The following is a 20,754-nucleotide window of genomic DNA, read 5'->3' as shown; positions in this document are numbered from 1 at the left end:
TTGCCGGAACGAAGATTTCGCTGCATTGCAAAACAAGAACTTCGCTAAATATCGCGAAATCAACGCATTTGTGTTGCGACATCGTCAAAGATTTCTGCTTATACTTTGGTTGTGAGCTGGGCCTGAGGTTCAGATCGCATGGAGGTCACGATGCCAGCTATTGCTGAAATCCAGTCGACCCTAGCATCTAGGCCCGATCCGCGCGGCTGCGATTTGCCGACCTGCCCGGTGTGTGCCGACACGATGGTGGCAGCGGAGGCCTCCGCCTACCTGCAGGACAACGTGATCAGCTATCTCTGGACCTGTGACACCTGCGGTTACGGCTTCGTGACCAAGCATTCGGTCAAGAGGTTCGCCTGTAATTGATTCAAGCTATCTCGGAGCAATGTCACCGCGCGCCCATCCGGCGCGCGTTTGTTTTTGGCGTTTGTATTTGGAGCGTACCGGCGGCGGCGATCGGTTCTATGCGAAGTGCGAACATGCCAGATAGGCCCTGAAGTTTCTAAACGTTCCGGTGCGTCCGACGAATGTCGCTCGGGGGACGCTTGTAGACCTCCGCAAAGACCGCATTGAAGCGACGCAAGCTGCGAAAACCAGCCAGCGATGCAATCTCGGTCATCGGCAGTTTGGTATCATCTAAAAGTCGCTTCGCCCGCTGTACCCGTGCCGTCTTGGCAACCTGACCGGGGCTCGCGCCGAGATGCTTGTCGAACAATCGGGATAGATGCCGCGCCCCGACGCCAAGACGGGCCGCGAGCGCTTCAACAGTCGCCCGATCGAGTGCGCCCCTGGCGATCAGTCGCATCGCGCGTTCGACCGTCGCCAATGAGCCCTTCCATGCCGGAGAAAATGGCGCCGTCTCCGGTCGGCACCGCAGGCACGGCCGAAATCCGGCGCGCTCCGCCGCCGCTGCAGACGGATAAAACGACACGTTCTCCGCCTTCGCTGGGCGAACCGGACAAACCGGACGGCAGTAAATGCGCGTTGTTCGGACACCTGAGAAGAACCGACCGTCGAACCGTCGATCACGGTTGACGCGAGCCCGCTCGCAGGCTGCGACGTCCAGATTGCCAAGCTCCGTCCTTGCCGACGACGGAGTCCGTTTGCGGCGAGCCATCGCGCGCTCCTGATGCTACGTCGTGCTCATCTTATGTTTCGGGAGAACGGAGACAATGGTCGCGGCGAGCCGCTTCTTTGGATGGTCGGTTGCCTGGTCGGCGTTTGCAATCGCCGTGTTCGCCTGGGGCATTGGGTTCTACGGCCCTTCGGTATTTCTCCAATCGCTGCACGAATCGCGAGGCTGGCCCATCTCGAAGATTTCAATGGCGATCACGGCTCACTTCTTGGTCAGCGCAATCATCATAGCCTATCTGCCGGAGATTCATCGCCGACTGGGGATCGCCACAACGACGTTCATTGGGGCGGTCGCAACGGCGACGGGCCTGATTTTTTGGTCCGGCGCACGCGAGCCTTGGCAGTTGTTCGTCGCGACCATCCCGAGCGGGGCTGGTTGGGCCATGACCAGCGGAGCAGCGCTGAACGCTATCGTGGCAAAATGGTTCGATCGCGACCGGCCGATGGCGATCGCCCTTGCATTCAATGGCGCCAGCGTCGGCGGCGTGCTGTTCGTGCCGATATGGGTCTACCTGATACGATCGATCGGATTCCCATCAGCAGCGCTCCTCGTCGGAGGCTGCATGGTGGCCACGGTTGCATATCTCTGCGTCAGGTTCCTGGCTAAATCGCCCAGCGAAATGAGACTGGCGCCGGACGGCGACACATCGCACCGGGCAGCACCGAGCCAAAGGCCACGACGGACACGCACCGAGATCATTCGAACCTCACGCTTCATCACGATTTCGGCCGCCTTCTCGCTTGGCCTGTTCGCACAGATCGGCCTGCTGGCGCACCTGGTAGCTCGTCTGACGCCGGACCTTGGGATTAGCTACGCGGGGTTTCTTGTCAGCCTGGCTACGATATGTGCCATCGTAGGCCGAACCCTGGCTGGGAAATGGATCGGTGAGCATGATCGCCGTTTCGCGGCTGCGATCAACTTTGCCGTGCAGATTGGCGGCGTCCTGTGGCTGATTTTCAGTACTGGATGGGTGGGTCTTACGCTCGGATGCGTTCTCTTCGGTCTCGGGATCGGGAATCTAACCTCACTCCCGCCGTTGATCGTGCAGAAGGAGTTCGAACGCGAGGATGTCGGCACCGCAGTGGCGCTCATTATCGCGATCAACCAGGGGGTATTTGCATTCGCACCCGCAATCATTGGCGCCATGCGTGACACGACGGCCAATTATCAATTGCCGTTCGCGCTCATTGCGGTGGTTCAGTTTCTGGCCCTGGCGATCATTCTGCTTGGCCGAAGGTCCACACCCGTCCCAGCGACTTCAACCTGAAGATCGAGTTACACCCTGGCCAGTCCGCGCCCTAACGCAGGGGTATATCGCCCTTCGCCCATCCGGCGCGCGTTTGCTCTTGGAAACTCTCGAACGTGCCGGCTGTGATCGCGTCGCGCATGCCCTGCATCAGATGCTGGTAATAGGCCACGTTGATTTCCGACAGCAGCATCGCGCCGAGCGTCTCTCCCGACCTCACCAGATGATGCAAATAGGCGCGCGAGATGTTGCGCGCCGAGGGCCACTCGCTCTCCTCGTCGAGCGGGCGTGGATCGTCGGCATGACGGGCGTTACGCAGATTGATCTGGCCGAAGCGTGTGAACGCCATGCCGTGACGCCCGTTCCTTGTCGGCATCACGCAATCGAACATGTCGATGCCGCGCGCCACCGCTTCGACCAAATCCTCGGGCGTGCCGACGCCCATCAGATAGCGCGGGCGATCCGCAGGCAGCGCCGGCGCGGTTTCCTCGATCATCGCCAGCATCACCGCCTGCGGCTCACCCACTGCAAGCCCGCCGATCGCGTAGCCGTGGAAGCCAATCCCGACCAGCTCGCGCGCGCTGATGTGGCGCATCGCGGGGACGTCGCCGCCCTGTACGATGCCGAACAGCATGTAGCCATCAGGCGCGGTCTCGAACGCACGCTTGCTGCGCTCGGCCCAGCGCAGCGACAGCCGCATCGCGCGTTCGATGTCGTCGCGCCCGGCCGGCAGCCGCACGCATTCGTCCATCTGCATCGCGATGTCGGCGCCGAGCAGGCGCTGCACCTCGATCGAACGCTCCGGCGACAGCTCGACCTTGGCGCCGTCGATATGCGAGCGAAACGTCACGGCCTTTTCGCTCACCTTGCGCAGGTCAGATAGCGACATCACCTGGAAGCCGCCGGAGTCGGTCAGCATCGGCCCGTTCCAGCCGGTGAAGGCCTGCAAGCCGCCGAGATCAGCGATCCGCTCGGCGCCCGGCCGCAGCATCAGATGATAGGTGTTGCCGAGCACGATATCGGCGCCCGCATCGCGCACCTCGCGCCAGTGCATGCCCTTCATGGCGCCGGCGGTACCGACCGGCATGAAGGCAGGCGTCTGCACCACGCCATGCGGCGTGGTCAGGCGGCCGGTGCGGGCCTGGCCGTTGGTGGCGAGCAATTCGAAATGATTGGGAAGACTCATGGCGCTGCTTATTGCGTGCCGGGAACGGCCAATCAACCGCCCAGTGGATGAAATCTGACGCTTGGTGCCCAACACGGAAGCACTTGGGCTCCCTTGTTGTTGGATAAAGCTCGGCCCTTTGCCTCAGTTGTTGCGGCGCGATTTCCCGTAAGTAGCGGTGAGACTCGAACTTCACGAAGTTGCCCGCCTGCCTGAAGGAACTCCGTTTCGAACGAAACCTGCCGCAGTACCGACCAATCAAAGCACCCGAGAGGACGCCACTGGCGAGGATGGGATGAAACTGCAGAAGATCCTTCTCAGCTTCGACGGCCGGATCGGCCGCCGCACCTATTGGCTGGCGATCCTCGCCCTGATCGTCGCGGTGCAGGTCTTGACCTTCGCCCCCTTTCTCCTCGAAAGCGAAGAGGCGGCCGTCCTGATGCTCGCCTTGACCTCGCAATTCATATGGCTCTTAAGCCTGTGGCCGATGCTGGCCGTCGGCAGCAAGCGATTGCACGACCGCAACAAGAACGGCTGGTGGCTGCTGGTTTTCTGGCTGCTCCCCTTCGCCCTGTTCTCTGTCGGCCTCAGCATCGCCCTCTTTAACGACCCCAGCACCGACCGGAGCGGGGATCTCTCGACGGCCTCGATCCTGATTTTTGCGAGCCTTCCGCCCGCGCTATGGGGCATCGTCGAGCTCGGCATTCTGCCGGGCACCAAGGGGCCGAACCTGTACGGCGCCGACCCGGACAATTGAGCCGCCCAGAGCGCCCTCAGCCTCTCTTGTTAAACAAAACGATACCGTATAGTTTTATGAACGGGGCACGAAACACCGCCAGCGATGAGGCCGGCGGCGGCAAGTGCGTGTGTACGGTGACTGACGGCGAATGCCCTCCTCTTTCCTGAATGGATCAATCCTCTCCGACGACCGGATCAGGAGGCCAGCCTCACGCCTGCTCAGGTCGGCCGTCTTGCTGTGCAGCCTCGCGGCTGCCGCCTGCACGTCCCTGCCGCGGACGCCCTACAGCGCTGCGGATGCCTCTAGCTCCCGTGTGCTCGAACTCGACGGCCTGCGGCGCTACACCGACGATCCCGTCACCAAATTCCGTTTCGAGAAAGAGGCCCCCTCCTCGACCAGGACCTATCTCGCGCTCTCCGGTGGCGGCGCCGATGGCGCCTATGGCGTGGGCGTGTTGAACGGCTGGACCGCAGCCGGCACCCGCCCGGCCTTCTCGGTCGTCTCAGGCGTAAGCACCGGCGGCCTGATTGCGCCTTTCGCGTTTCTCGGATCCCAATACGACGACACGTTGAGGGAGGTCTACACCAGCGGCATAGCGGAGAGCCTGCTCGCTGATCCCAGCATCGTTCGCGTGCTCTTCGGATCTGGCCTGTTCGGCAATACGCGACTGCGCGAGCTGGTAGCCCGCTATGTCGGGCCGGAGATCCTCGCCGCCGTTGCACGCGAAAATGCCAAGGGCCGAAAACTGCTGGTGGTGACGACCGATCTCGACACCCAACGCACGGTCGTTTGGGACATGGGGAAAATCGCAGCCGTCGGTTCGCCCGAGGCGCTGCGCCTGTTTCGCGACGTGATGGCGGCCTCCGCCAGCATTCCCCTGGTCTTCCCGCCGATCCTGATCGAAGCCGAGGGCCAGGGCCGACGCTTTGAGGAGATGCATGTCGACGGCGGCGTGACCGCTCCGGTCCTGACGCTGCCGGATGCCCTGCTCTTTCAGGGCCGGCTGCCCGGAAACAGCCGGATGAACATCTACATCCTCGTCAACAAGAAGCTCGAACGAACTTTTGAGCTCGTGTCCAACAGCACCATCGATGTCGCCTCACGCAGCCTGTCGTCGATCACCCAGTCCCAGACGCGTTCGGTCATTTTCTCGACCTACGATTTCGCCAAGCGCAATCGGTGGGGCTTTCATCTGTCCTATATTGAGCGCGACTATCCCGCCTCGCCCTCAGAGGGGTTCGACACCGCCTATATGCGCGCCCTCTATCAGTACGGCTATGAGAAGGCTGCATCGGGCCGCGCCTGGACCTCGACGCTTCCGTGAGCCGCGCAGGAGAGGGACGACGACCTGCCGAGACCGTTGACGATATGGCCAATTCGGTGGGAGGGCATGGGCGAGCAGCCGCGTGACATTTCATCCTCCGTGTCCCGGACGCGCCGCGGCACCATCAGCGCGTTCACGCGCGTCTTCGACGCGCTATGGTGACGCGGCGCAGAGCCGGGACCCATCCCAACATAGTGGGCCCCGGATCAGCAGCGCACCACGCCGCCAAGACGCGGCGCGCTGCGCAGCATCCGGGGAACGGAGAGCGGTTTCGGCCCAGATTCGCGATGACGCCCCTCCTACTGCGCGTTATAGAGCAATGACGACTATCACGACCGCGCAGGAATCGATGGGCATGGGATTGACTGCGACCAAGGCCAGACCGGCAAAACGAGACGTCCCGAAGTCGCGCGGCGGGCGGCCGACGAAGAGCGCAGCCATCGAGCGCGATCAGCGCCTGATCGAAGTTGCCACCCGGCTTTTTTTGGACCGGGGCTACGACGCAACCTCGCTTGATGCGGTTGCGGAAGCGGCTCGGGTCAGCAAGCCCACCGTCTATTCGCGCTACGGCGACAAGCGCGGGCTGTTTGCGGAGGTGCTGAGGCGCGAAATTGACCGTTGGCTTGCGCCGCTTGCCGAAGCGGCGGAGGTGCAGCTCACGCGTTCCTCGGACATTTCGGTCGAGCAGCGCCTGATAGAAGTCGGGCGCGAGATGCTGACGTTCACCTGCGGGCCCGATGCCGTCGCGTTCAGCCGCATGATGACGGCGCAGGCCATCAACTTTCCCGACATTGCCAAACTTGGCAAGGAAGAGGGCTGGTTGAAGGCCGTTTCCACGACCGCGCGCTTCTTTGATCATTTGGTCGCACAGGGCGCCATGGACGTCGAGGATACCGGCATCGCGGCTGAGGTCTTTCTCGACGTGGTCGTCGGTCATACCCACCGCATGGCGACGTTCGGAACGCCGCTGGAGATGAAGTCCGCCGAAAAACGCATGCGCTTGGCGATCAGGCTGTTCCTGGCCGGTGCGCTTGGGCCAGCGAGCCGCGTTCAGTCCGTCCCCAAGGGAACCATCAAGGGAACCATTCGGCGGCGCCCTTCCCGCTGACAATTCCGTGAGAACGGCGTTTCACGTGCGTTACCCCATGGCGGCATCGTTGACCAAAACAAAACGATACGGTATGGTTTTGTTATAAGCGAGTGCGGGTTTCCGCTTTCACTGGTCCCAGCGGGGGCTCGCGCCGCTTCGATCGCCGCAAGCGGCGGTATCTTTGCGGCGTTCCGCGGCCGGCCCGTATGCCTCCAAAGGGTCGGCCGCGCTTTCTTCGAGGATCCGGCCTATCCGCCGGCAAAGACAGGCTCATCGATGGAGACTGCAACAATGCATGCACCGAGATCCTGGAGACAGTTGCTTGCAGCTATTCTTGTGGCGATCATCCTCCCCGCCCCGGTCTATGCCACCGCGTCATCGACCGACGAGCCAGCCCCGCTTCGCAATGAGGCCGGCGATGACGCCGCGTCCGACCAGCAGGATGTCAGCCGCCAGCTCACGCTTTTCCGCGGGTCGGCAGTCTCGCTGAGCCAGGCGATGGCCATCGCCGAATCCCTGCATGCCGGCGCGACCACCGCCGATGTCAGCTTCGACGGCGCGCCGGATTCACCAGTCTATCGCGTCAAGACCCTTCACAACGACCGCATCTGGCACCACGCCATCGACGCGACGACGGGCAAGATCGTCGGCGGCGAAGCCGCCCTGCCCCTGAAGGAGTTCGATGCCGAGGACCGCAGCAACCTCGTTGCACTCAAGACGATCCGGCAGCGCCTGGCAGATGCCGTCCGCGTGGCCGAGCACGCGGCGTCGGGCAAGGCCATCAGCGGCGGCCTGATCCGCGAACGCGGCCGGCTGAATTTCGCGATCGTCGTCATGAGTGGCAACGACCTGAAAGCGGTGATCCTCGAGCCTCCTGGCGCCGCAAGGCGGCGATGATGCGGGCTCGTCTGCCCCCGTTGCAGCCCGGATGAGGCTAAAAGCCGTTGACGGCGGAGCCCGTCTGCCGCATAAGTCCGCGCCATGACGACTTCGACCAAAGCGACCACGAAAACCAAAGCACCCTCCGGGGGCTCGGGAGCCGTGCGCGCGTAGTCGAACGATCGCATTATCTGAACCGAAGCCCCGCCTGAAAAGGACCGGGGCTTTTTTATTGCCCGAAGCATTGATGCTCAAACAGAGGATAGACCCGTGAGCCACGAACCCGTTGTAGCCATTGCCGGCGTGACCGGCGCGGTCGGCGCCGAATTCATCGCCACGATGGACAGGCGCAACTTTCCCGTCCGCAAGCTCAAGGCGCTGGCGAGCGCCCGCTCGGCCGGCAAGACCATCGACTTCCGCGGCGAGAAGATCGTCATCGAGGAGCTCACCGAAAAGTCGTTCGAGGGCGTCGACATCGCGCTGTTCTCGGCCGGCGGCGGCATCTCGCGCAAGTTCGCGCCTGCGGCCGTCAAGGCCGGCGCGGTCGTGGTCGACAATTCCTCGGCATTCCGGATGGACCCGAACGTGCCGCTGGTGATCCCGGAGATCAACGCGGGCCGCATCCGCGAGCACAAGGGCATCATCGCCAACCCGAACTGCTCGGCGATCACGGCGCTGGTGCCACTGTGGCCGATCCACCGCCAGAACCGCATCAAGCGCATGATCGTCTCGACCTACCAGGCGGCGAGCGGCGCAGGCGCGGCCGCCATGGAAGAGCTCGTGGAATCGACTCGCGCCTATCTCGACGGCCGGCCGTTCACGCCCAAGGTGATCCCGCTCCCCTACGCGTTCAATGTGTTCAGCCACAACACGGCGATCGATCCCGAGACCGGCTACAACGACGAAGAGACCAAGGTGATCAAGGAGACCCGCAAGATCTTCGAGGACGACAGAATTGCGATCGGCGTCACCTGCGTGCGCGTGCCGGTGCTGCGCGCCCATTGCGAAGCCATCACCTTCGAATGCGAAAAGCCGATCACCGAAGACGAGGTGCGCGCGATCCTGTCGAAGGCGCCGGGCGTCAGAATCGTCGACGACCGGGCAAAGAACTATTTCCCGATGCCGATCGATGCCTCCGGCCAGGATGACGTTCTGGTCGGCCGCATCCGCAAGGATCTCAGCGACGCCTCCGGCCACTCGATCTCGATGTTCGTATCGGCCGATCAGCTCCTGAAGGGCGCAGCGCTGAACGCAATCCAGATCGCGGAGTTACTGCCGCAGCGCGCGATGGCGTAAGCCGAGACCAGTTCTCCCAGCGATCCCTAATCTAAAGAAGCTCGGCGTGTTTACGCCGAGCCACGATCCGGGCGTATCAGAGCGCGGCTGATACGACATCGGTCCGGGCGAAGTCGCCGCCCTTGAAGAGGAGGGGCTGGGAGCGCGTTTTCGCCAGCGCATAGGCGGCACAATCAACGATGTTCAACTGAGCCGGGTGGCCCTGCCCCTTACCGAAAAGTCGAAACGCACCGAAGGCAGCTCTTGCCATTTCATCATCGAATGGCACGACGGCAATCCCGGCCTTCTCCAGCAGTTCGTCAAAAAGATCAACGGCCTCCGATCCCAGCCGCGCAAAGAGCACGACCTTGGTCTCCAGAACGGTCACCGCCGAAATCGACAAACTATCTGCGCGCAGCATTGCCGCCCGATAACGCGGTCCATCCTGTTCATTCGCAATGGCCGCGATGATCGCGGACGTATCCAGAACCATCAGGAAGGTAACCCGAAGCGATCGTAGCCCATGATCTCGTCCGCCGTACGGGAATCAAGAACGCGCAGGCGGGACGCCTTCTCAAAGAAGGAATCTATTGCGGCTCGTCGGTCGGCCGGAGTTGGCGGCGTAACACGGGATAGCCGCTCCTCAATTGCGCGTTCCAACGCCGTCTCAATATCCTCGCCGGTGACGCGAGCAAGGCGCTGGGCCAGTTCATCAACCTTCGCGGAACGGATGTTCATGGGCAGCCCGATTTTCATTGAAAGGCGCTGCAAAGATACCACTCTTGGAGAGCCCGGTCACTCTTGCTGCGCGAAATTGTAGCTCCGTAGCGCATCCTGTCTCCTCGGTCACGCGCTGACATCGCGGCAGCTCAGCCCCTTCGATCGCCGGTCACGCGCCAGATCACGTTGCCGACATCGTCGGCCACCAGCAACGAGCCGTCGGGACCGAGCGTCACGCCAACCGGTCGTCCGTAAGAGACCTTCTCATCGGCTGCGAGAAAGCCCGTCAGAATATCCCGCGGCGGACCGGAGGGGCGGCCGTTTTCGAACGGCACGAACACGACGGCGTAGCCGCTCAGCGTGCTGCGATTCCAGGAACCGTGCTGGCCGATCACCATGCCGTCCGGAAAGCCCGGCAGCGTGCCTGAGGGCATCCAGCACAGGCCGAGCGAGGCGGTGTGGCCGCCAAGCGCATAGTCCGGTTGAATCGCCTTCGCAACCATGGCCGGATCCTGCGGCACGCGGTCGTCCACCGTCTGACCCCAGTAGCAATAGGGCCAACCGTAGAAGCCGCCGTCGCGCACTGAAGTCAGATAGTCCGGCGGTGTTTCGTCGCCGAGGCCGTCGCGCTCATTGACGACGGTCCAGAGCACGCCCGTGTTGGGCTCCCAGGCGAGGCCTACGGGGTTGCGCAGGCCGCTGGCGAAGATACGGCTCGCGCCATTAGCCAGATCGAGCTCATAGATCGCCGCGCGGCCTTGCTCGACCTCCATCCCGCTCTCGGCGATGTTGCTGAGCGAGCCGACGCCGGCGTAGAGCTTTTTGCCATCCGCGCTCGGCAGCAGGCTTCGTGTCCAGTGCCCGCCGGGCTTGAACGTCACGAGCTTCCGTCCCTCGGCGGTGATGCGGTCCGCGCCAGCCGCATAGGGAAAGGCCACCACGCCGTCCGTGTTACCGACATAGAAGGTGTCGCCGACCAGCGCCATGCCGAACGGCTGGCTCAGTCCCTCCATGAAAATCCCGCGCCCCTCCGCAACGCCGTCACCGTCGCGATCACGCAACAGCGTGATGCGGTCGGCGCTGACACCGAGCGCCGCGGCGCGCCGCATCGTGGCCTGCATCGCATAGTGGAACACGCTCCTGGGCGGTCCCGCGATCTGGGTGGCTTCTGCGATGAGCACGTCGCCATTGGGCAGCACGTTGATCCAGCGCGGATGGTCCAGGCCGGTTGCAAACGCGTTGACCTTGAGCCCGGGCGCCGCGGTCGGCGTCTCGCCGTCGCTCCAGCCTTGGGCCGTCGGCATCTTGAGCGTCGGGATCGCCCCCTGCGGCTGCGCCGCCGGAATTGCCGGCGCGCTGCCCCAGGCCGCTTTGGGCGCGGATCCCTGCAGACGGCGCCACAGCAGCGCCGCGGCGCCGATCAGCGCGACCATTCGCGCGAAAATGCCGGAAAAATTCATGCAAGGCCCCTGTTGTTCCCGCGCACCGATGCGCCGAGGCGGTAGTTATACGATCTTGGCGGCAACCGCCGAATCAAAGAGACAGGCGTTGGCGCTTTATTGTCAGAGCGCTTCCTCCCTGAACCTTTGCCCGCCCAATTGGCGGGCCTCTTTTTCAAGCGCAGACGCCCGGCTTCGCCTCAATCCGGCGCGCGAAACAGCAAGCAAGCATCGCCGTAGGAATAGAACCGGTAGCCGGCTGCGATCGCATGCGCATAGGCGCGCTTCATCGTATCGAGACCGGAGAACGCCGACACCAGCATGAACAGCGTCGAGCGCGGCAGGTGGAAATTGGTCATGAGGATATCGACCGCGCGAAAGCGGTAGCCCGGCGTGATGAAGATCGAGGTCTCGCCGTCGAACGGCTGAACGGTGCCGTCTTCGCGCGTGGCGCTCTCCAATAGCCGTAGCGACGTGGTGCCGACAGCTATGATGCGCCCGCCCTGGGTGCGCGCGGCATTCAACGCGGCAGCGGTATCAGCCGAGATCGATCCCCACTCGGCGTGCATCCTGTGCTCGGAGGTCTCGTCCACCTTCACGGGCAGGAAGGTCCCTGCCCCGACATGCAGTGTTATCCGATGCAATTCGACGCCGTGGCGGCGTAGCGCCGTCTCGAGCTCAGGCGTGAAATGCAGTCCCGCCGTCGGCGCCGCGACCGCCCCTTCATTTGCGGCGAACATCGTTTGATAGTCGGCGGCATCGCGATCGTCGGGCGTGCGTTTGGACGCGATATAGGGCGGTAGCGGCGGCGTGCCGAGATCGGCGATGGCCTGATCCAGCGCCGGACCGTGAAACGAAAACGACAGCGTGACCTCGCCCTCTTCGCCCTTGGCCTCGACTTCGGCGTCGAGATGGCCGAGCAGGCAGACCTTGCCCTCGTTGCCGAAGCGAACGATGTCGCCGGGCGCGAGCTTCTTCGCAGGCCTAACCAGCGCGCGCCAGCGCGAGCCGTCCAGCCGCTTGATCAACGTCGCCTCGATCTTCGGCTCGGTCTCGCGGCCGATGCGCCGGCCCTTGAGTTGGGCGGAGATCACCTTGGTGTCGTTGACGACGAGTTGGTCGCCGGGCTCCAGCCATTGCGCCAACTCGGCGACGGTTCGGTCGCGCAGCACGCCATCGGGCTGCACCACCAGCATCCGCGCAGCATCGCGCGGGCTCGCGGGCCGCAGCGCGACGCTAGTGGCGGGCAGTTCGAAGTCGAAGAGATCGGTGCGCATCTTTTTGCACGTCATTCCGGAGGCCGCGCAAAGCGCGGCAATCCGGAATCCAGAGATTGTGAGCTCGAGATTCCGGGTTCACGCTTCGCGTGGCCCGGAATGACGCCATCAGCTCAAGCCGCGTCCAGCGCCATGTGCGCTTTCACGATCTTGTCCGGGTTCTGCACCGGCTCGCCGCGCTTGATCTTGTCGACGTTCTCCATGCCGGACGTCACCTTGCCCCAGACCGTGTACTGGCCGTTGAGGAAGGAGGCGTCATCGAAGCAGATGAAGAACTGGCTGTCGCCGGAATCCGGGTTCGCGGCGCGGGCCATCGAGACGGTGCCGCGCACATGCGGTTCCTTGTTGAACTCTGCCTTCAGCTTGTTGCCGGAACCGCCGGTGCCGGTGCCGTGCGGGCAGCCGGTCTGCGCCATGAAGCCCTCGATGACGCGATGGAACACGATGCCGTCGTAAAATCCCTCACGCACCAGCTTCTTGATCTGAGCGACGTGGCCAGGAGCGAGGTCGGGACGCATTTCGATGGTGACGGGGCCCTGGGTGGTTTCAAGGATCAAAGTATTTTCGGTATCAGCCATGCGTTTTTCTCTTCCGGTTTGGGTGGACGTTTGCGGGTTCTAAATTGGACCGCGAAAGGCCGGCCGGCGACCGCACCGCCCAGTCTCTCGGTAAATGGCAACGGCGTGCAGCGTTGCAATGTCTCCATCACGGCAATTCGGTACGCGACCCTGTCGTTATCGCTGGCGCGTTCCGATTCGTAGGTGATCCTGGGTTGACCCAGAATGGCACCCTCGCGGTTGAAGCTGACGACGACCGTGATGTCCATCGGGTTGGCGCGCGAGTAAGGCGGCGGCCGCCAGCAGGAATACAGTTTGGCGAATACGTCCTTGAGGGTGTCGAGCTGCTGCGGTTGAGCCTGCGCATGCGCACCCGATGCAAGCCACAGCAGGACGGCGGCAAACCAGACGAATGGCTTGCTGCGGCCCGCCGTCATGGCCTCACTTGACGTCCGATGCGACTTGCACCTTCACCATCTTGTCGGGGTCGGCGACCGGTTCGCCGCGCTTGATCTTGTCGACGACGTCCATGCCCGACACCACTTCGCCGATCACGGTGTACTTGCCGTTCAGCGACGCGCCTTCGGCAAACATGATGAAGAACTGCGAATTCGCCGAATTGGGATCGCTCGTTCGCGCCATGCCGACGATGCCGCGCTTGTATGGCACGTTGGAGAACTCGGCCGGCAGGTTCGGGTGTTTCGAGCCGCCGGTGCCGTTGAAATTCTTGCCGTCGCCGGTCTGCGCCATGAAGCCCTCGATCACGCGATGAAACGGCACGTTGTTGTAATAGCCCTCGCGCGCGAGCAGCTTGATGCGTTCGGCATGCTGGGGCGCGATGTCGGTCCGCAGCTTGATCACGATGCGGCCCTTGGTGGTGTCGATCACGATCGCATTCGCCTTGTCGAGATTGGCCGGCAGCGGCTGGGCGATTGCGGGAGCCACAAGGAACAGCGCGGCGAGAACGGCGAGAATTCGGATCATGAAAGCTCCGGTCATGTGGAAACAGGACAGCGCGTAGCAGCGCGTTAGCCCGCGAACTTGGCCTTCAGCCTCGCGGCAATCTGGGGCGGCACGAAGGCGGAGAAGTCGCCGCCCATGCCGGCGATCTGGCGAACCAGCGTGGCGGTGATCGGGCGGACCGCGGGCGACGCCGGGACGAACACGGTGTGCACTTCTGGCGCCATCACCTCGTTCATGCCGGCAAGTTGCATTTCGTAGTCCATATCGGTTCCGTCGCGCAGGCCGCGAATCATAATGGTCGCACCGACCTGCCGCGCCGCAGCTACGGTGAGGTTGTCGTAGGTGGTGCAGTCGAAAGCGCAGCCGGCCTTTTGCGCAATCGGCTCACATACCGCCCGAACCATCTCGAGCCGCTCCTCGGTCGAAAACAGCGGATTTTTTTTGCCCGAATGGACGCCGATGGCGACAATCAGGCGGTCGCACAGCGTCACGGCGTGCCGCAGCACGTCCAGATGGCCGTTGGTGATGGGATCAAATGAGCCGGGATAGAGCGCGATACGGGACATATTCCCCTCCTACCCCGCCCCGGGCGGCCCGGCAAGCCGGGTTAGGTTCCCTTCGGGTCCGGGTTTCTACTTCGAGTCGGCCAATGAACCAGTCTCGGGACCCTGCGTCTCGGGCGGGCGGCAATGTTTCGTCCGCCACCGGCCGACGAAACAAAACTCGGCCCGGACGAAACCATTTTCCGCGCCCGCGAAGACGGCCGGAAACTTGCACCCCCTACAAGTCCACCCAACGAAACGACGGGCCGCGAAGGCCCATGACAGGGGACCGTCATGATCAAGGCTTTTTCCGCCATCGTTGCTGCCGCGTTCATTGCCGCCGCGCTGACCGTTTTGCCCGGCTTTGCCCCCCAGGTCGAAGCCAGCGTGCCGCAGGCGCTTGCCAAGGGTGACCGCCTGGACATCCGTAACGTCGGCAAGGATTGCTCGCAGCAGGCCTGGCCGAACTTTGAAGCGTCCTGCCTCCGCGCCGCCGGCTCCAAGGCCGTGGTGAGGGAAGCCCGCCTGGTGACCGCCGACCGCACCCCGTAACGGCGCAATTTTCGTTCCGCTTAACTTCCAAGGAACGCTCGAGTGGCGAGTAGGGATGCCCCCCTGCTCGCCATTGGCGTTCTGGAAGCTTGGATTGCGCGAAATTCTCCTGCCTGCCTCAAGCGCGCGAGCACAAGTTCAAGGTTTCCGCGGCCGTGCTTGACGGATTTGTGCATATCAATCAGATGGCCGGACATACTGAAAGGAAACAAGCGCGTGGCCAGCACGATGTTCGACAGCGCCCTCTATCGCGATGTTTTCTCGACGCCTTCCATGCGGGCGGTGTTTTCCGACGAGGCGCTGCTCGAGGCCTATGTGCAGGCTGAAGTCGCGCTCGCCCTTGCGCAAGGCGAGACCGGCGTGATTCCGCGTGATGCGGCCGAGGCAATCGCGCGGCAGGCGCCAGCGATCGCGCTCGATATCGAGCAGTTGAAGCGCGACACCGAGAATGTCGGCTACCCCATCGTGGGCCTGGTCCGCCAGCTATCGGAGCAACTCGGCGAAGCCGGCCGCTATCTGCATTGGGGGGCGACCACCCAGGACATCATGGATACCGCGACCGTGCTGCAACTGCGCGAAGCGGTCGCGCTGATCGAAACCCAGCTCGCCGAGGTCATGGCAACGCTTGCCAATCTCGCCCGCCTCCACCGCGATACGCCGATGGCCGGGCGAACCCATCTGCAGCAGGCCCTGCCGATCACGTTCGGGCACAAGGCTGCGATCTGGCTCTCGGCGCTGCAGCGCTCGGCCGATCGGCTAGAACAGGTCAAGCCTCGCGCCTTTCAGGCGCAGCTCGGCGGCGCGGCGGGAACGCTGGCGTCGCTCGGCGATCGCGGACTGGATGTACGTGCGGCTTACGCGCGCGTGCTCGGCCTGGCCGAGCCCGACATCACCTGGCACGTCGCCCGCGACGGACTTGTCGAACTGGTGCAGACGCTCGCCGTGATCTGCGGCGCGCTCGGCAAGATCGGCTACGACGTCATGATCCTGATGGCGACCGAGATCGGCGAGGTGTTCGAGCCGTTCTCCTCGCATCGCGGCGCATCCTCGACCATGCCGCAGAAGCGCAACCCGATCTCCTCGGAAATCCTGCTGGCAAACGCAAAGGCGTCGCGCGACGCCGCTTCGCTGATGCTGGACGCCATGGTGCAGGATCTCGAGCGCGCCACCGGGCCCTGGCATTGCGAGTGGCTCGCTTTGCCCCAGGTCTGTCTTCTGACGGCCGGATCGCTGGCGCAGGCGCAATTCATGCTGTCAGGCCTGATCGTCGATCCCCTGGCGATGAAGCGAAACCTGCAATCCACGCGCGGACTGATCGTGGCGGAGGCGGTCATGATGGGGCTCGCGCCCGCGCTTGGGCGCCAGCTTGCCCATGACGAGGTCTATGCCGCCTGCCGCGATGCGTTCGACCGCGGTAACGCGCTGCTCGATGCCCTGCTGCGCCGCCCGGCCATCGCATCCGCCCTGCCGCGCGATCGGCTCGCCGCGTTGTGCGAACCGTCCAACTATCTTGGCACTGCGGGGGCGATGGTGGACCGCGTGCTCGCGCGTCAGAGCAAGCGATAAGCACGATCGATAAACATCGACGCGTTAGCGCACGGCAGCGTATTGACGCGAAGGGCCAAGAGCCGACTATCGGATCGGAGCCGAGCCCGCCTCTTTCGGAACTCCTGCAGCCGGCAAAGATCCCTTTGGAGCGCGCGCTCGATCTGGTAGAATTCGCACGAGCGAGGAGGAAGCCGTGGACGAGCTGGAGCGCTGGCTGGCGCCGCTTGGCCTGGTGCAGCTCGCACCCGCGTTGCGGGCGAACGATGTCGATCTCAATATCCTGCCTGAGCTGAGCGAGGCAGACCTGGAGAAGCTCGGCCTCTCGCTTGGCCAGCGCAAGAAGCTATTGAAAGCGGCCGCATGCCTGCCACAGCCCTCGAAATTGGCAGGCCCGAGCGCCGCGTCGGCGCCAAGCCTCAGTGCCGTCTCCTCTGCCGAACGTCGGCAGCTCACGGTGATGTTCTGCGACCTCGTCGGTTCGACCGCGCTATCGGCTGGTCTTGACGCCGAGGACCTACGCGAAGTGATCGGCGCCTATCACCGCTGCGTCGCTGAGACGGTCGCCCGCTTCGACGGCTTCGTCGCCAAGTACATGGGCGACGGCGTACTGCTTTATTTCGGCTACCCACAGGCGCACGAGGACGATGCCGAGCGAGCGGTGCGCGCCGGTTTGGCCCTCATCGACGCCGTCGACCAACTGGAAACATCCGAACGTCTTCGGGTCCGGATCGGCATCGGCACAGGGCTTGTCGTGGTCGGCGACCTCATCGGCTCGGGCGAAGCACAGGAACGCGTCGTGGTCGGCGAGACGCCCAACCTCGCGGCGCGCCTGCAAGCTCTTGGCGAGCCGAACACCATTGTCGTCGGCCCCACGACGCGCCACCTACTGGGCGATCTTTTCGAGTATCGCGACCTCGGCACGGTCGCGATGAAGGGCTTCCCGCAGCCGGTCCAAGCCTATCAGGTGTTGCGGTCGAGCGCCGTCGAGAGCCGGTTTGAAGCTTTTCATTCGGCCGGTCTGACCCCGCTGGTCGGTCGCGAGGAGGAGATCGAACTGCTGCTGCGCCGGTGGCAGCGCGTGACCTCTGGGGAGGGCCAGGTGGTGCTGCTCTCAGCCGAGCCCGGGGTCGGGAAATCGCGGCTCGTGGCGGCCCTCCAGGAGAAGCTTCAAGCCGAGCCGTACGCGCGCCGGCGCTGCTTCTGCTCGCCGCACTACCAGGGCAGCGCGCTGTACCCCGTCATCAGGCAACTGGAGCGGGCGGCCCGGTTTACCCGGGACGATCCGCCGACGGTCAAGCTAGACAAACTCGAGGCGCTGTTGGCGGGCGCAGCGACCGCCACCGAGGACGTGCCGCTGTTGGCGGAACTGCTGTCGTTGCCCTCCGACCGCTATGGTCCAGTTGCGCTCAGTCCGCAGGCGAAGAAGGAGCGCACGCTTCAGGCGGTGGTCCGGCACGTGGAGGACCTGTCTCGGCGCAATCCCGTGCTGATGGTCTTCGAAGACGTGCACTGGATCGACCCGACCTCGCTTGAACTGCTCCAGGTGACGGTCGATCGCGTGCAGCAACTGCCGGTGCTGTTGCTTCTCACCTTCCGACCGGAGTTCCCGCCGCCGTGGATCGGCCAGCCGCACGTCACGATGCTGACGCTCGGTCGCTTGAACCGCCGCGACACCGCAACCCTCGTGGAGCGGGTAGTCGGCGAGAAGGTGCTGCCCCGCGCGATCGTCCACGAGATCGTCGACCGCACGGACGGCGTGCCGCTGTTCGTGGAGGAACTGACCAAGGCGGTGCTCGAAACGGGAGCCGGTGAAGGGGATGCCAAGGCCGTGCTTTCGCGAACCTCGCCAAGTGCACTCGCTGTCCCGGCTACCCTGCACGCCTCGCTCCTGGCCCGTCTCGACCGTCTCAGTCCGGAAGCCAAAGAAATCGCCCAGACCGGCGCCGCCATTGGCCGGGAATTCTCCGACGATCTGATACGGACCGTGTCGCCACTGCCGGACGCGCCTTTGCAGTCGGCCCTCGACCAGCTCGCCGCGTCACAGTTGATTTTTCGTCGTGGCTCATCGGTCTACAGCTTCAAGCACGCCCTCGTTCAGGACACCGCCTACGGCACACTGCTGCGCGGCAAGCGGCAACCGCTGCACGCGCGCATCGCACGGGCCCTCGAGGATAACTTTCCGGACATCGCGGCTACCCAGCCGGAGGTGCTTGCGCACCACTTTACCGAGGCTGACCTCACGGAAAATGCTGTGGCCTACTGGCGCAAGGCTGGCCAGCGCGCTGCCGAGCGCTCGGCACACGCGGAGGCGATCGCGCATCTCCGCAAGGGGCTGATGCTCGTCGATCGGGTCGCCGAGCCTGCGGAACGCGCCCGCCGCGAACTCGACCTGCAGCTCGTGCTAGCGCCGGTGCTGATCGGCACCAAGAGCTGGTCGGCACCGGAGGTGGAGCAAGTCTACCTGCGTGCCCGTGACCTATGCCGGCAAGCCGGCGATGTGGCGCAGCTCTTTACCGTGAGCTGGGGGTTGTGGCTCGTTTACCAGCAACGCTGCGAGTTCAAGACGGCTCGCGATCTGCTGGACGAGCTGTTCGCACTCGCCCGAGAGAGCGCAGATCCGGCGCTCCTCCTGCAGGCGCATCATGCCGCATGGACAACCCTTCTCAATCTCCCGGATCTGCCCGCGTGCAGGGCGCATCTCGAGGCGGGGCTGGCGCTCTATCTGCCGGACGCGTACCGCGCCCATAAGTTCCTTTATGGCAGCCACGACGCGGCTATCTGCAACCGATACACCGCGGCAGCCACGCTCTGGCCGCTTGGCTTCCCCGAGCAGGCACTTGCCGCTGCGCGTGAAGCTGTGAGCATGGCTCGGGAGCTATCGCATCCCTTTAGCCTTGTTCTCGCCCTGGTGTTCGCGGGGATGATCTACCAGCATCGGCGGGAAGCGGAACCGGCCCTGGAGCAAGCGGAAGCTGCGATCGCGGTGTGCGCCGAGCATGGCATCGCACCGCACTTGGCGGCGGCTGGAAGCATCTTGCGGGGTTGGGCGATCACGGTACGCGGGCAGCCGGTGGAAGGGATCGCGGAGGTTCGCGACGGTCTCGCGGCCCTCCAGCCGACCGGCGTGCGCATCCGTCGACCTTATTATCTTGCGCTGCTGGCTGAAGCTTTGGCGTGGTCCGGAGAAATTGAGCCAGGATTGACTGCGCTGGCCGAAGCTGCGGCCGCTGTCGAGGAGACCGGCGAGCGCCGATGGGAGGCGGAAATTTATCGCTTGATTGGAGAGCTGACGGTGGCGAGGCCAGGTGGCGACAGGACCGAAGCGGAAGCGTACTTTCGGCGAGCGCTTGACGTGGCCGGTCGCCAGAGCGCGAAGGCGCTGGAGCTGCGCGCCACCACAAGCTTGGCCCGGCACTGGCGTGATCAGGGCAAGCAGCGGCAGGCCAGTGATCTTCTCGCGCCGGTCTATGGCTGGTTCACGGAAGGTTTCGACACACCTGATCTGCGGGACGCCAAGGCGCTGCTTGATGCGCTCCAGTGACGCTCCTGTAATGTCAACTGGCGCCGAGGTTGAACCTAGATCGGCAACGCTCCGGAAATGTCCGGCGTGATCTGCAGTTTGTGCCGGTCGCGGCAAAGCAGCGGCACGTTGGCAGGCCGGTTCAATTCTGTGACTGGGCTACGGGGCCGGCGCTCTCGCGGGGGTTGGAGGCGACCTGCGGCAGGGCAAGGGTGAAAGCATCGACCAGCCGGCGTCGCCAGGGTTGCGTCAGCATCGATAACTTGCCTTCGAGCAGAGCTGCCCTCTCCCGGGCTCCCACGCTTTCCGTGCTGACTTTAAGCAATTCGGCTAAGAGCTTGTTGGTGCGTTCGCATTCTCTCTCAAAGTCGGCCCGGTGGCCGCTGGCAATCACCTTCATCTCTGCCAGCTCAGTCTGCAAAGTCTCAATTCGTTGCTTTAAGGCGGTGACCACCTGGTGACCGGCCTGCGTTTGCGGCTGACGGGGTATTGGGGAATGGCTGAATTCGCTGAGATCGACCTGGACAAGCGTCTTGCCGTCGTTGGAGCGGGAGCGCGGCCAACGGTGTCGCTTCACCAGAGCGCGCGCAGCCTCTGGGGAAATCTTGAGCCGTTCGCCCAGATCGGCATACGTCAGCATCTCGACGGGCATGATATTCGCTCCCGTTTGGCCGGACGGTCACCACCCGGACACAGCAAATGTGTAGCAATCTATAGTTAATGGCTGGTTTACCGTGAGCGGGAGCCATGACGGGCGCGCCGGCGCGAGCGTCCAGCTCATCC

At 63.8% G+C, this 20,754-nt stretch carries 21 protein-coding genes; 10 read left to right on the top strand and 11 right to left on the bottom strand.

From position 1 onward, the window contains the following. Window positions 1-150: 150 nt before the first annotated feature. On the top strand, window positions 151-366 hold the full coding sequence (locus tag V1292_RS24890) for a hypothetical protein (protein WP_334375270.1): 216 nt from the start codon (window positions 151-153) through the stop codon (window positions 364-366). 136 nt (window positions 367-502) lie between these two features. Here the strand turns inward: V1292_RS24890 and V1292_RS24885 are convergent, their stop codons facing one another. Next, window positions 503-1,117 carry a bifunctional transcriptional activator/DNA repair enzyme AdaA gene (locus V1292_RS24885; RefSeq protein ID WP_334375269.1) on the bottom strand — a complete coding sequence of 205 codons (615 nt, stop codon included), beginning with the start codon at window positions 1,115-1,117 and terminating at the stop codon, window positions 503-505. Between the two features lie 55 nt (window positions 1,118-1,172). Here V1292_RS24885 and V1292_RS24880 point away from each other — a divergent pair, with 55 nt between their 5' ends. Next, window positions 1,173-2,402: an MFS transporter gene (locus V1292_RS24880; RefSeq protein WP_334375268.1), complete on the top strand. Its 1,230-nt coding sequence runs from the start codon at window positions 1,173-1,175 to the stop codon at window positions 2,400-2,402. 31 nt (window positions 2,403-2,433) lie between these two features. Here V1292_RS24880 and tgt read toward each other — a convergent pair whose 3' ends face one another. Continuing rightward, a complete protein-coding gene (gene tgt / locus V1292_RS24875; protein ID WP_334375267.1) occupies window positions 2,434-3,567 on the bottom strand; it encodes a tRNA guanosine(34) transglycosylase Tgt in 1,134 nt (377 codons plus the stop codon). 274 nt (window positions 3,568-3,841) lie between these two features. Here tgt and V1292_RS24870 point away from each other — a divergent pair, with 274 nt between their 5' ends. The 5 genes from V1292_RS24870 to V1292_RS24850 all read left to right on the top strand — a co-directional run bounded on the left by V1292_RS24870 (window position 3,842) and on the right by V1292_RS24850 (window position 8,874). Then, the gene (locus V1292_RS24870) at window positions 3,842-4,303 is read left to right on the top strand and encodes a DUF805 domain-containing protein (RefSeq protein ID WP_334375266.1); all 462 of its coding nucleotides are present in this window, start codon (window positions 3,842-3,844) and stop codon (window positions 4,301-4,303) included. A gap of 214 nt (window positions 4,304-4,517) precedes the next feature. After that, a complete protein-coding gene (locus V1292_RS24865) occupies window positions 4,518-5,609 on the top strand; it encodes a patatin-like phospholipase family protein (RefSeq protein ID WP_334375265.1) in 1,092 nt (363 codons plus the stop codon). A gap of 355 nt (window positions 5,610-5,964) precedes the next feature. Then, the gene (locus tag V1292_RS24860; RefSeq protein WP_334377154.1) at window positions 5,965-6,717 is read left to right on the top strand and encodes a TetR/AcrR family transcriptional regulator; all 753 of its coding nucleotides are present in this window, start codon (window positions 5,965-5,967) and stop codon (window positions 6,715-6,717) included. Between the two features lie 273 nt (window positions 6,718-6,990). Next, window positions 6,991-7,596, top strand: coding sequence for a PepSY domain-containing protein (locus V1292_RS24855; protein ID WP_334375264.1), 606 nt, complete (start codon window positions 6,991-6,993; stop codon window positions 7,594-7,596). Between the two features lie 252 nt (window positions 7,597-7,848). Beyond that, window positions 7,849-8,874: an aspartate-semialdehyde dehydrogenase gene (locus V1292_RS24850; protein WP_334375263.1), complete on the top strand. Its 1,026-nt coding sequence runs from the start codon at window positions 7,849-7,851 to the stop codon at window positions 8,872-8,874. A 76-nt stretch (window positions 8,875-8,950) separates the two neighbouring features. Here the strand turns inward: V1292_RS24850 and V1292_RS24845 are convergent, their stop codons facing one another. The 8 genes from V1292_RS24845 to coaD form a co-directional block, all read right to left on the bottom strand. After that, window positions 8,951-9,346, bottom strand: coding sequence for a type II toxin-antitoxin system VapC family toxin (locus tag V1292_RS24845; protein ID WP_334375262.1), 396 nt, complete (start codon window positions 9,344-9,346; stop codon window positions 8,951-8,953). Next, entirely contained in the window at window positions 9,346-9,609 is a 264-nt protein-coding gene (locus V1292_RS24840) for a type II toxin-antitoxin system VapB family antitoxin (RefSeq protein ID WP_334375260.1), read from the bottom strand. The genes V1292_RS24845 and V1292_RS24840 overlap by 1 nt, the downstream gene beginning before the upstream one ends. 113 nt (window positions 9,610-9,722) lie before the next feature. Further along, window positions 9,723-11,033, bottom strand: a complete 1,311-nt coding sequence (locus V1292_RS24835; protein WP_334375259.1) for a PQQ-dependent sugar dehydrogenase — start codon at window positions 11,031-11,033, stop codon at window positions 9,723-9,725. Window positions 11,034-11,212: 179 nt separating this feature from the next. Next, window positions 11,213-12,289, bottom strand: coding sequence for a tRNA preQ1(34) S-adenosylmethionine ribosyltransferase-isomerase QueA (gene queA, locus V1292_RS24830; RefSeq protein ID WP_334375258.1), 1,077 nt, complete (start codon window positions 12,287-12,289; stop codon window positions 11,213-11,215). 113 nt (window positions 12,290-12,402) lie between these two features. Next, on the bottom strand, window positions 12,403-12,867 hold the full coding sequence (locus V1292_RS24825; protein WP_334375257.1) for a peptidylprolyl isomerase: 465 nt from the start codon (window positions 12,865-12,867) through the stop codon (window positions 12,403-12,405). Continuing rightward, the gene (locus V1292_RS24820) at window positions 12,843-13,283 is read right to left on the bottom strand and encodes a hypothetical protein (protein WP_334375256.1); all 441 of its coding nucleotides are present in this window, start codon (window positions 13,281-13,283) and stop codon (window positions 12,843-12,845) included. The genes V1292_RS24825 and V1292_RS24820 overlap by 25 nt, the downstream gene beginning before the upstream one ends. Window positions 13,284-13,287: 4 nt before the next feature. Further along, window positions 13,288-13,830: a peptidylprolyl isomerase gene (locus tag V1292_RS24815; protein ID WP_334375255.1), complete on the bottom strand. Its 543-nt coding sequence runs from the start codon at window positions 13,828-13,830 to the stop codon at window positions 13,288-13,290. 44 nt (window positions 13,831-13,874) lie between these two features. Then, the gene (coaD, locus tag V1292_RS24810) at window positions 13,875-14,375 is read right to left on the bottom strand and encodes a pantetheine-phosphate adenylyltransferase (protein WP_334375253.1); all 501 of its coding nucleotides are present in this window, start codon (window positions 14,373-14,375) and stop codon (window positions 13,875-13,877) included. A 270-nt stretch (window positions 14,376-14,645) separates the two neighbouring features. On the opposite strand from coaD, the gene V1292_RS24805 reads away from it, so the two are divergent. The 3 genes from V1292_RS24805 to V1292_RS24795 all read left to right on the top strand — a co-directional run bounded on the left by V1292_RS24805 (window position 14,646) and on the right by V1292_RS24795 (window position 19,992). After that, window positions 14,646-14,903 (top strand): hypothetical protein, encoded by a 258-nt coding sequence (locus V1292_RS24805; protein ID WP_334375252.1) that lies wholly within the window; start codon window positions 14,646-14,648, stop codon window positions 14,901-14,903. Window positions 14,904-15,131: 228 nt separating this feature from the next. Further along, entirely contained in the window at window positions 15,132-16,469 is a 1,338-nt protein-coding gene (pcaB, locus tag V1292_RS24800; RefSeq protein WP_334377153.1) for a 3-carboxy-cis,cis-muconate cycloisomerase, read from the top strand. Window positions 16,470-16,644: 175 nt separating this feature from the next. Further along, a complete protein-coding gene (locus V1292_RS24795) occupies window positions 16,645-19,992 on the top strand; it encodes an adenylate/guanylate cyclase domain-containing protein (RefSeq protein ID WP_334375251.1) in 3,348 nt (1,115 codons plus the stop codon). Window positions 19,993-20,113: 121 nt separating this feature from the next. Here V1292_RS24795 and V1292_RS24790 read toward each other — a convergent pair whose 3' ends face one another. Further along, entirely contained in the window at window positions 20,114-20,623 is a 510-nt protein-coding gene (locus V1292_RS24790) for a hypothetical protein (protein WP_051379188.1), read from the bottom strand. Window positions 20,624-20,754: the final 131 nt, after the last annotated feature.

The organism is Bradyrhizobium sp. AZCC 1719 (assembly GCF_036924525.1).
Classification (GTDB): Bacteria; Pseudomonadota; Alphaproteobacteria; order Rhizobiales; family Xanthobacteraceae; genus Bradyrhizobium.
The sequence above is the reverse complement of the archived record's forward strand: the minus strand, read 5'-3'. Positions and strand labels throughout refer to the sequence as shown.

Coding starts and splice junctions, on each gene's coding strand:
- V1292_RS24790 (WP_051379188.1), bottom strand. CDS start 20,623: ATGCCCGTCGAGATGCTGACGTATGCCGATCTGGGCGAACGGCTCAAG.
- V1292_RS24870 (WP_334375266.1), top strand. CDS start 3,842: ATGAAACTGCAGAAGATCCTTCTCAGCTTCGACGGCCGGATCGGCCGC.
- V1292_RS24825 (WP_334375257.1), bottom strand. CDS start 12,867: ATGGCTGATACCGAAAATACTTTGATCCTTGAAACCACCCAGGGCCCC.
- V1292_RS24855 (WP_334375264.1), top strand. CDS start 6,991: ATGCATGCACCGAGATCCTGGAGACAGTTGCTTGCAGCTATTCTTGTG.
- V1292_RS24815 (WP_334375255.1), bottom strand. CDS start 13,830: ATGATCCGAATTCTCGCCGTTCTCGCCGCGCTGTTCCTTGTGGCTCCC.
- V1292_RS24845 (WP_334375262.1), bottom strand. CDS start 9,346: ATGGTTCTGGATACGTCCGCGATCATCGCGGCCATTGCGAATGAACAG.
- V1292_RS24840 (WP_334375260.1), bottom strand. CDS start 9,609: ATGAAAATCGGGCTGCCCATGAACATCCGTTCCGCGAAGGTTGATGAA.
- V1292_RS24820 (WP_334375256.1), bottom strand. CDS start 13,283: ATGACGGCGGGCCGCAGCAAGCCATTCGTCTGGTTTGCCGCCGTCCTG.
- V1292_RS24890 (WP_334375270.1), top strand. CDS start 151: ATGCCAGCTATTGCTGAAATCCAGTCGACCCTAGCATCTAGGCCCGAT.
- V1292_RS24835 (WP_334375259.1), bottom strand. CDS start 11,033: ATGAATTTTTCCGGCATTTTCGCGCGAATGGTCGCGCTGATCGGCGCC.
- pcaB (WP_334377153.1), top strand. CDS start 15,132: ATGTTCGACAGCGCCCTCTATCGCGATGTTTTCTCGACGCCTTCCATG.
- V1292_RS24885 (WP_334375269.1), bottom strand. CDS start 1,117: ATGGCTCGCCGCAAACGGACTCCGTCGTCGGCAAGGACGGAGCTTGGC.
- coaD (WP_334375253.1), bottom strand. CDS start 14,375: ATGTCCCGTATCGCGCTCTATCCCGGCTCATTTGATCCCATCACCAAC.
- queA (WP_334375258.1), bottom strand. CDS start 12,289: ATGCGCACCGATCTCTTCGACTTCGAACTGCCCGCCACTAGCGTCGCG.
- tgt (WP_334375267.1), bottom strand. CDS start 3,567: ATGAGTCTTCCCAATCATTTCGAATTGCTCGCCACCAACGGCCAGGCC.
- V1292_RS24880 (WP_334375268.1), top strand. CDS start 1,173: ATGGTCGCGGCGAGCCGCTTCTTTGGATGGTCGGTTGCCTGGTCGGCG.
- V1292_RS24805 (WP_334375252.1), top strand. CDS start 14,646: ATGATCAAGGCTTTTTCCGCCATCGTTGCTGCCGCGTTCATTGCCGCC.
- V1292_RS24860 (WP_334377154.1), top strand. CDS start 5,965: ATGGGATTGACTGCGACCAAGGCCAGACCGGCAAAACGAGACGTCCCG.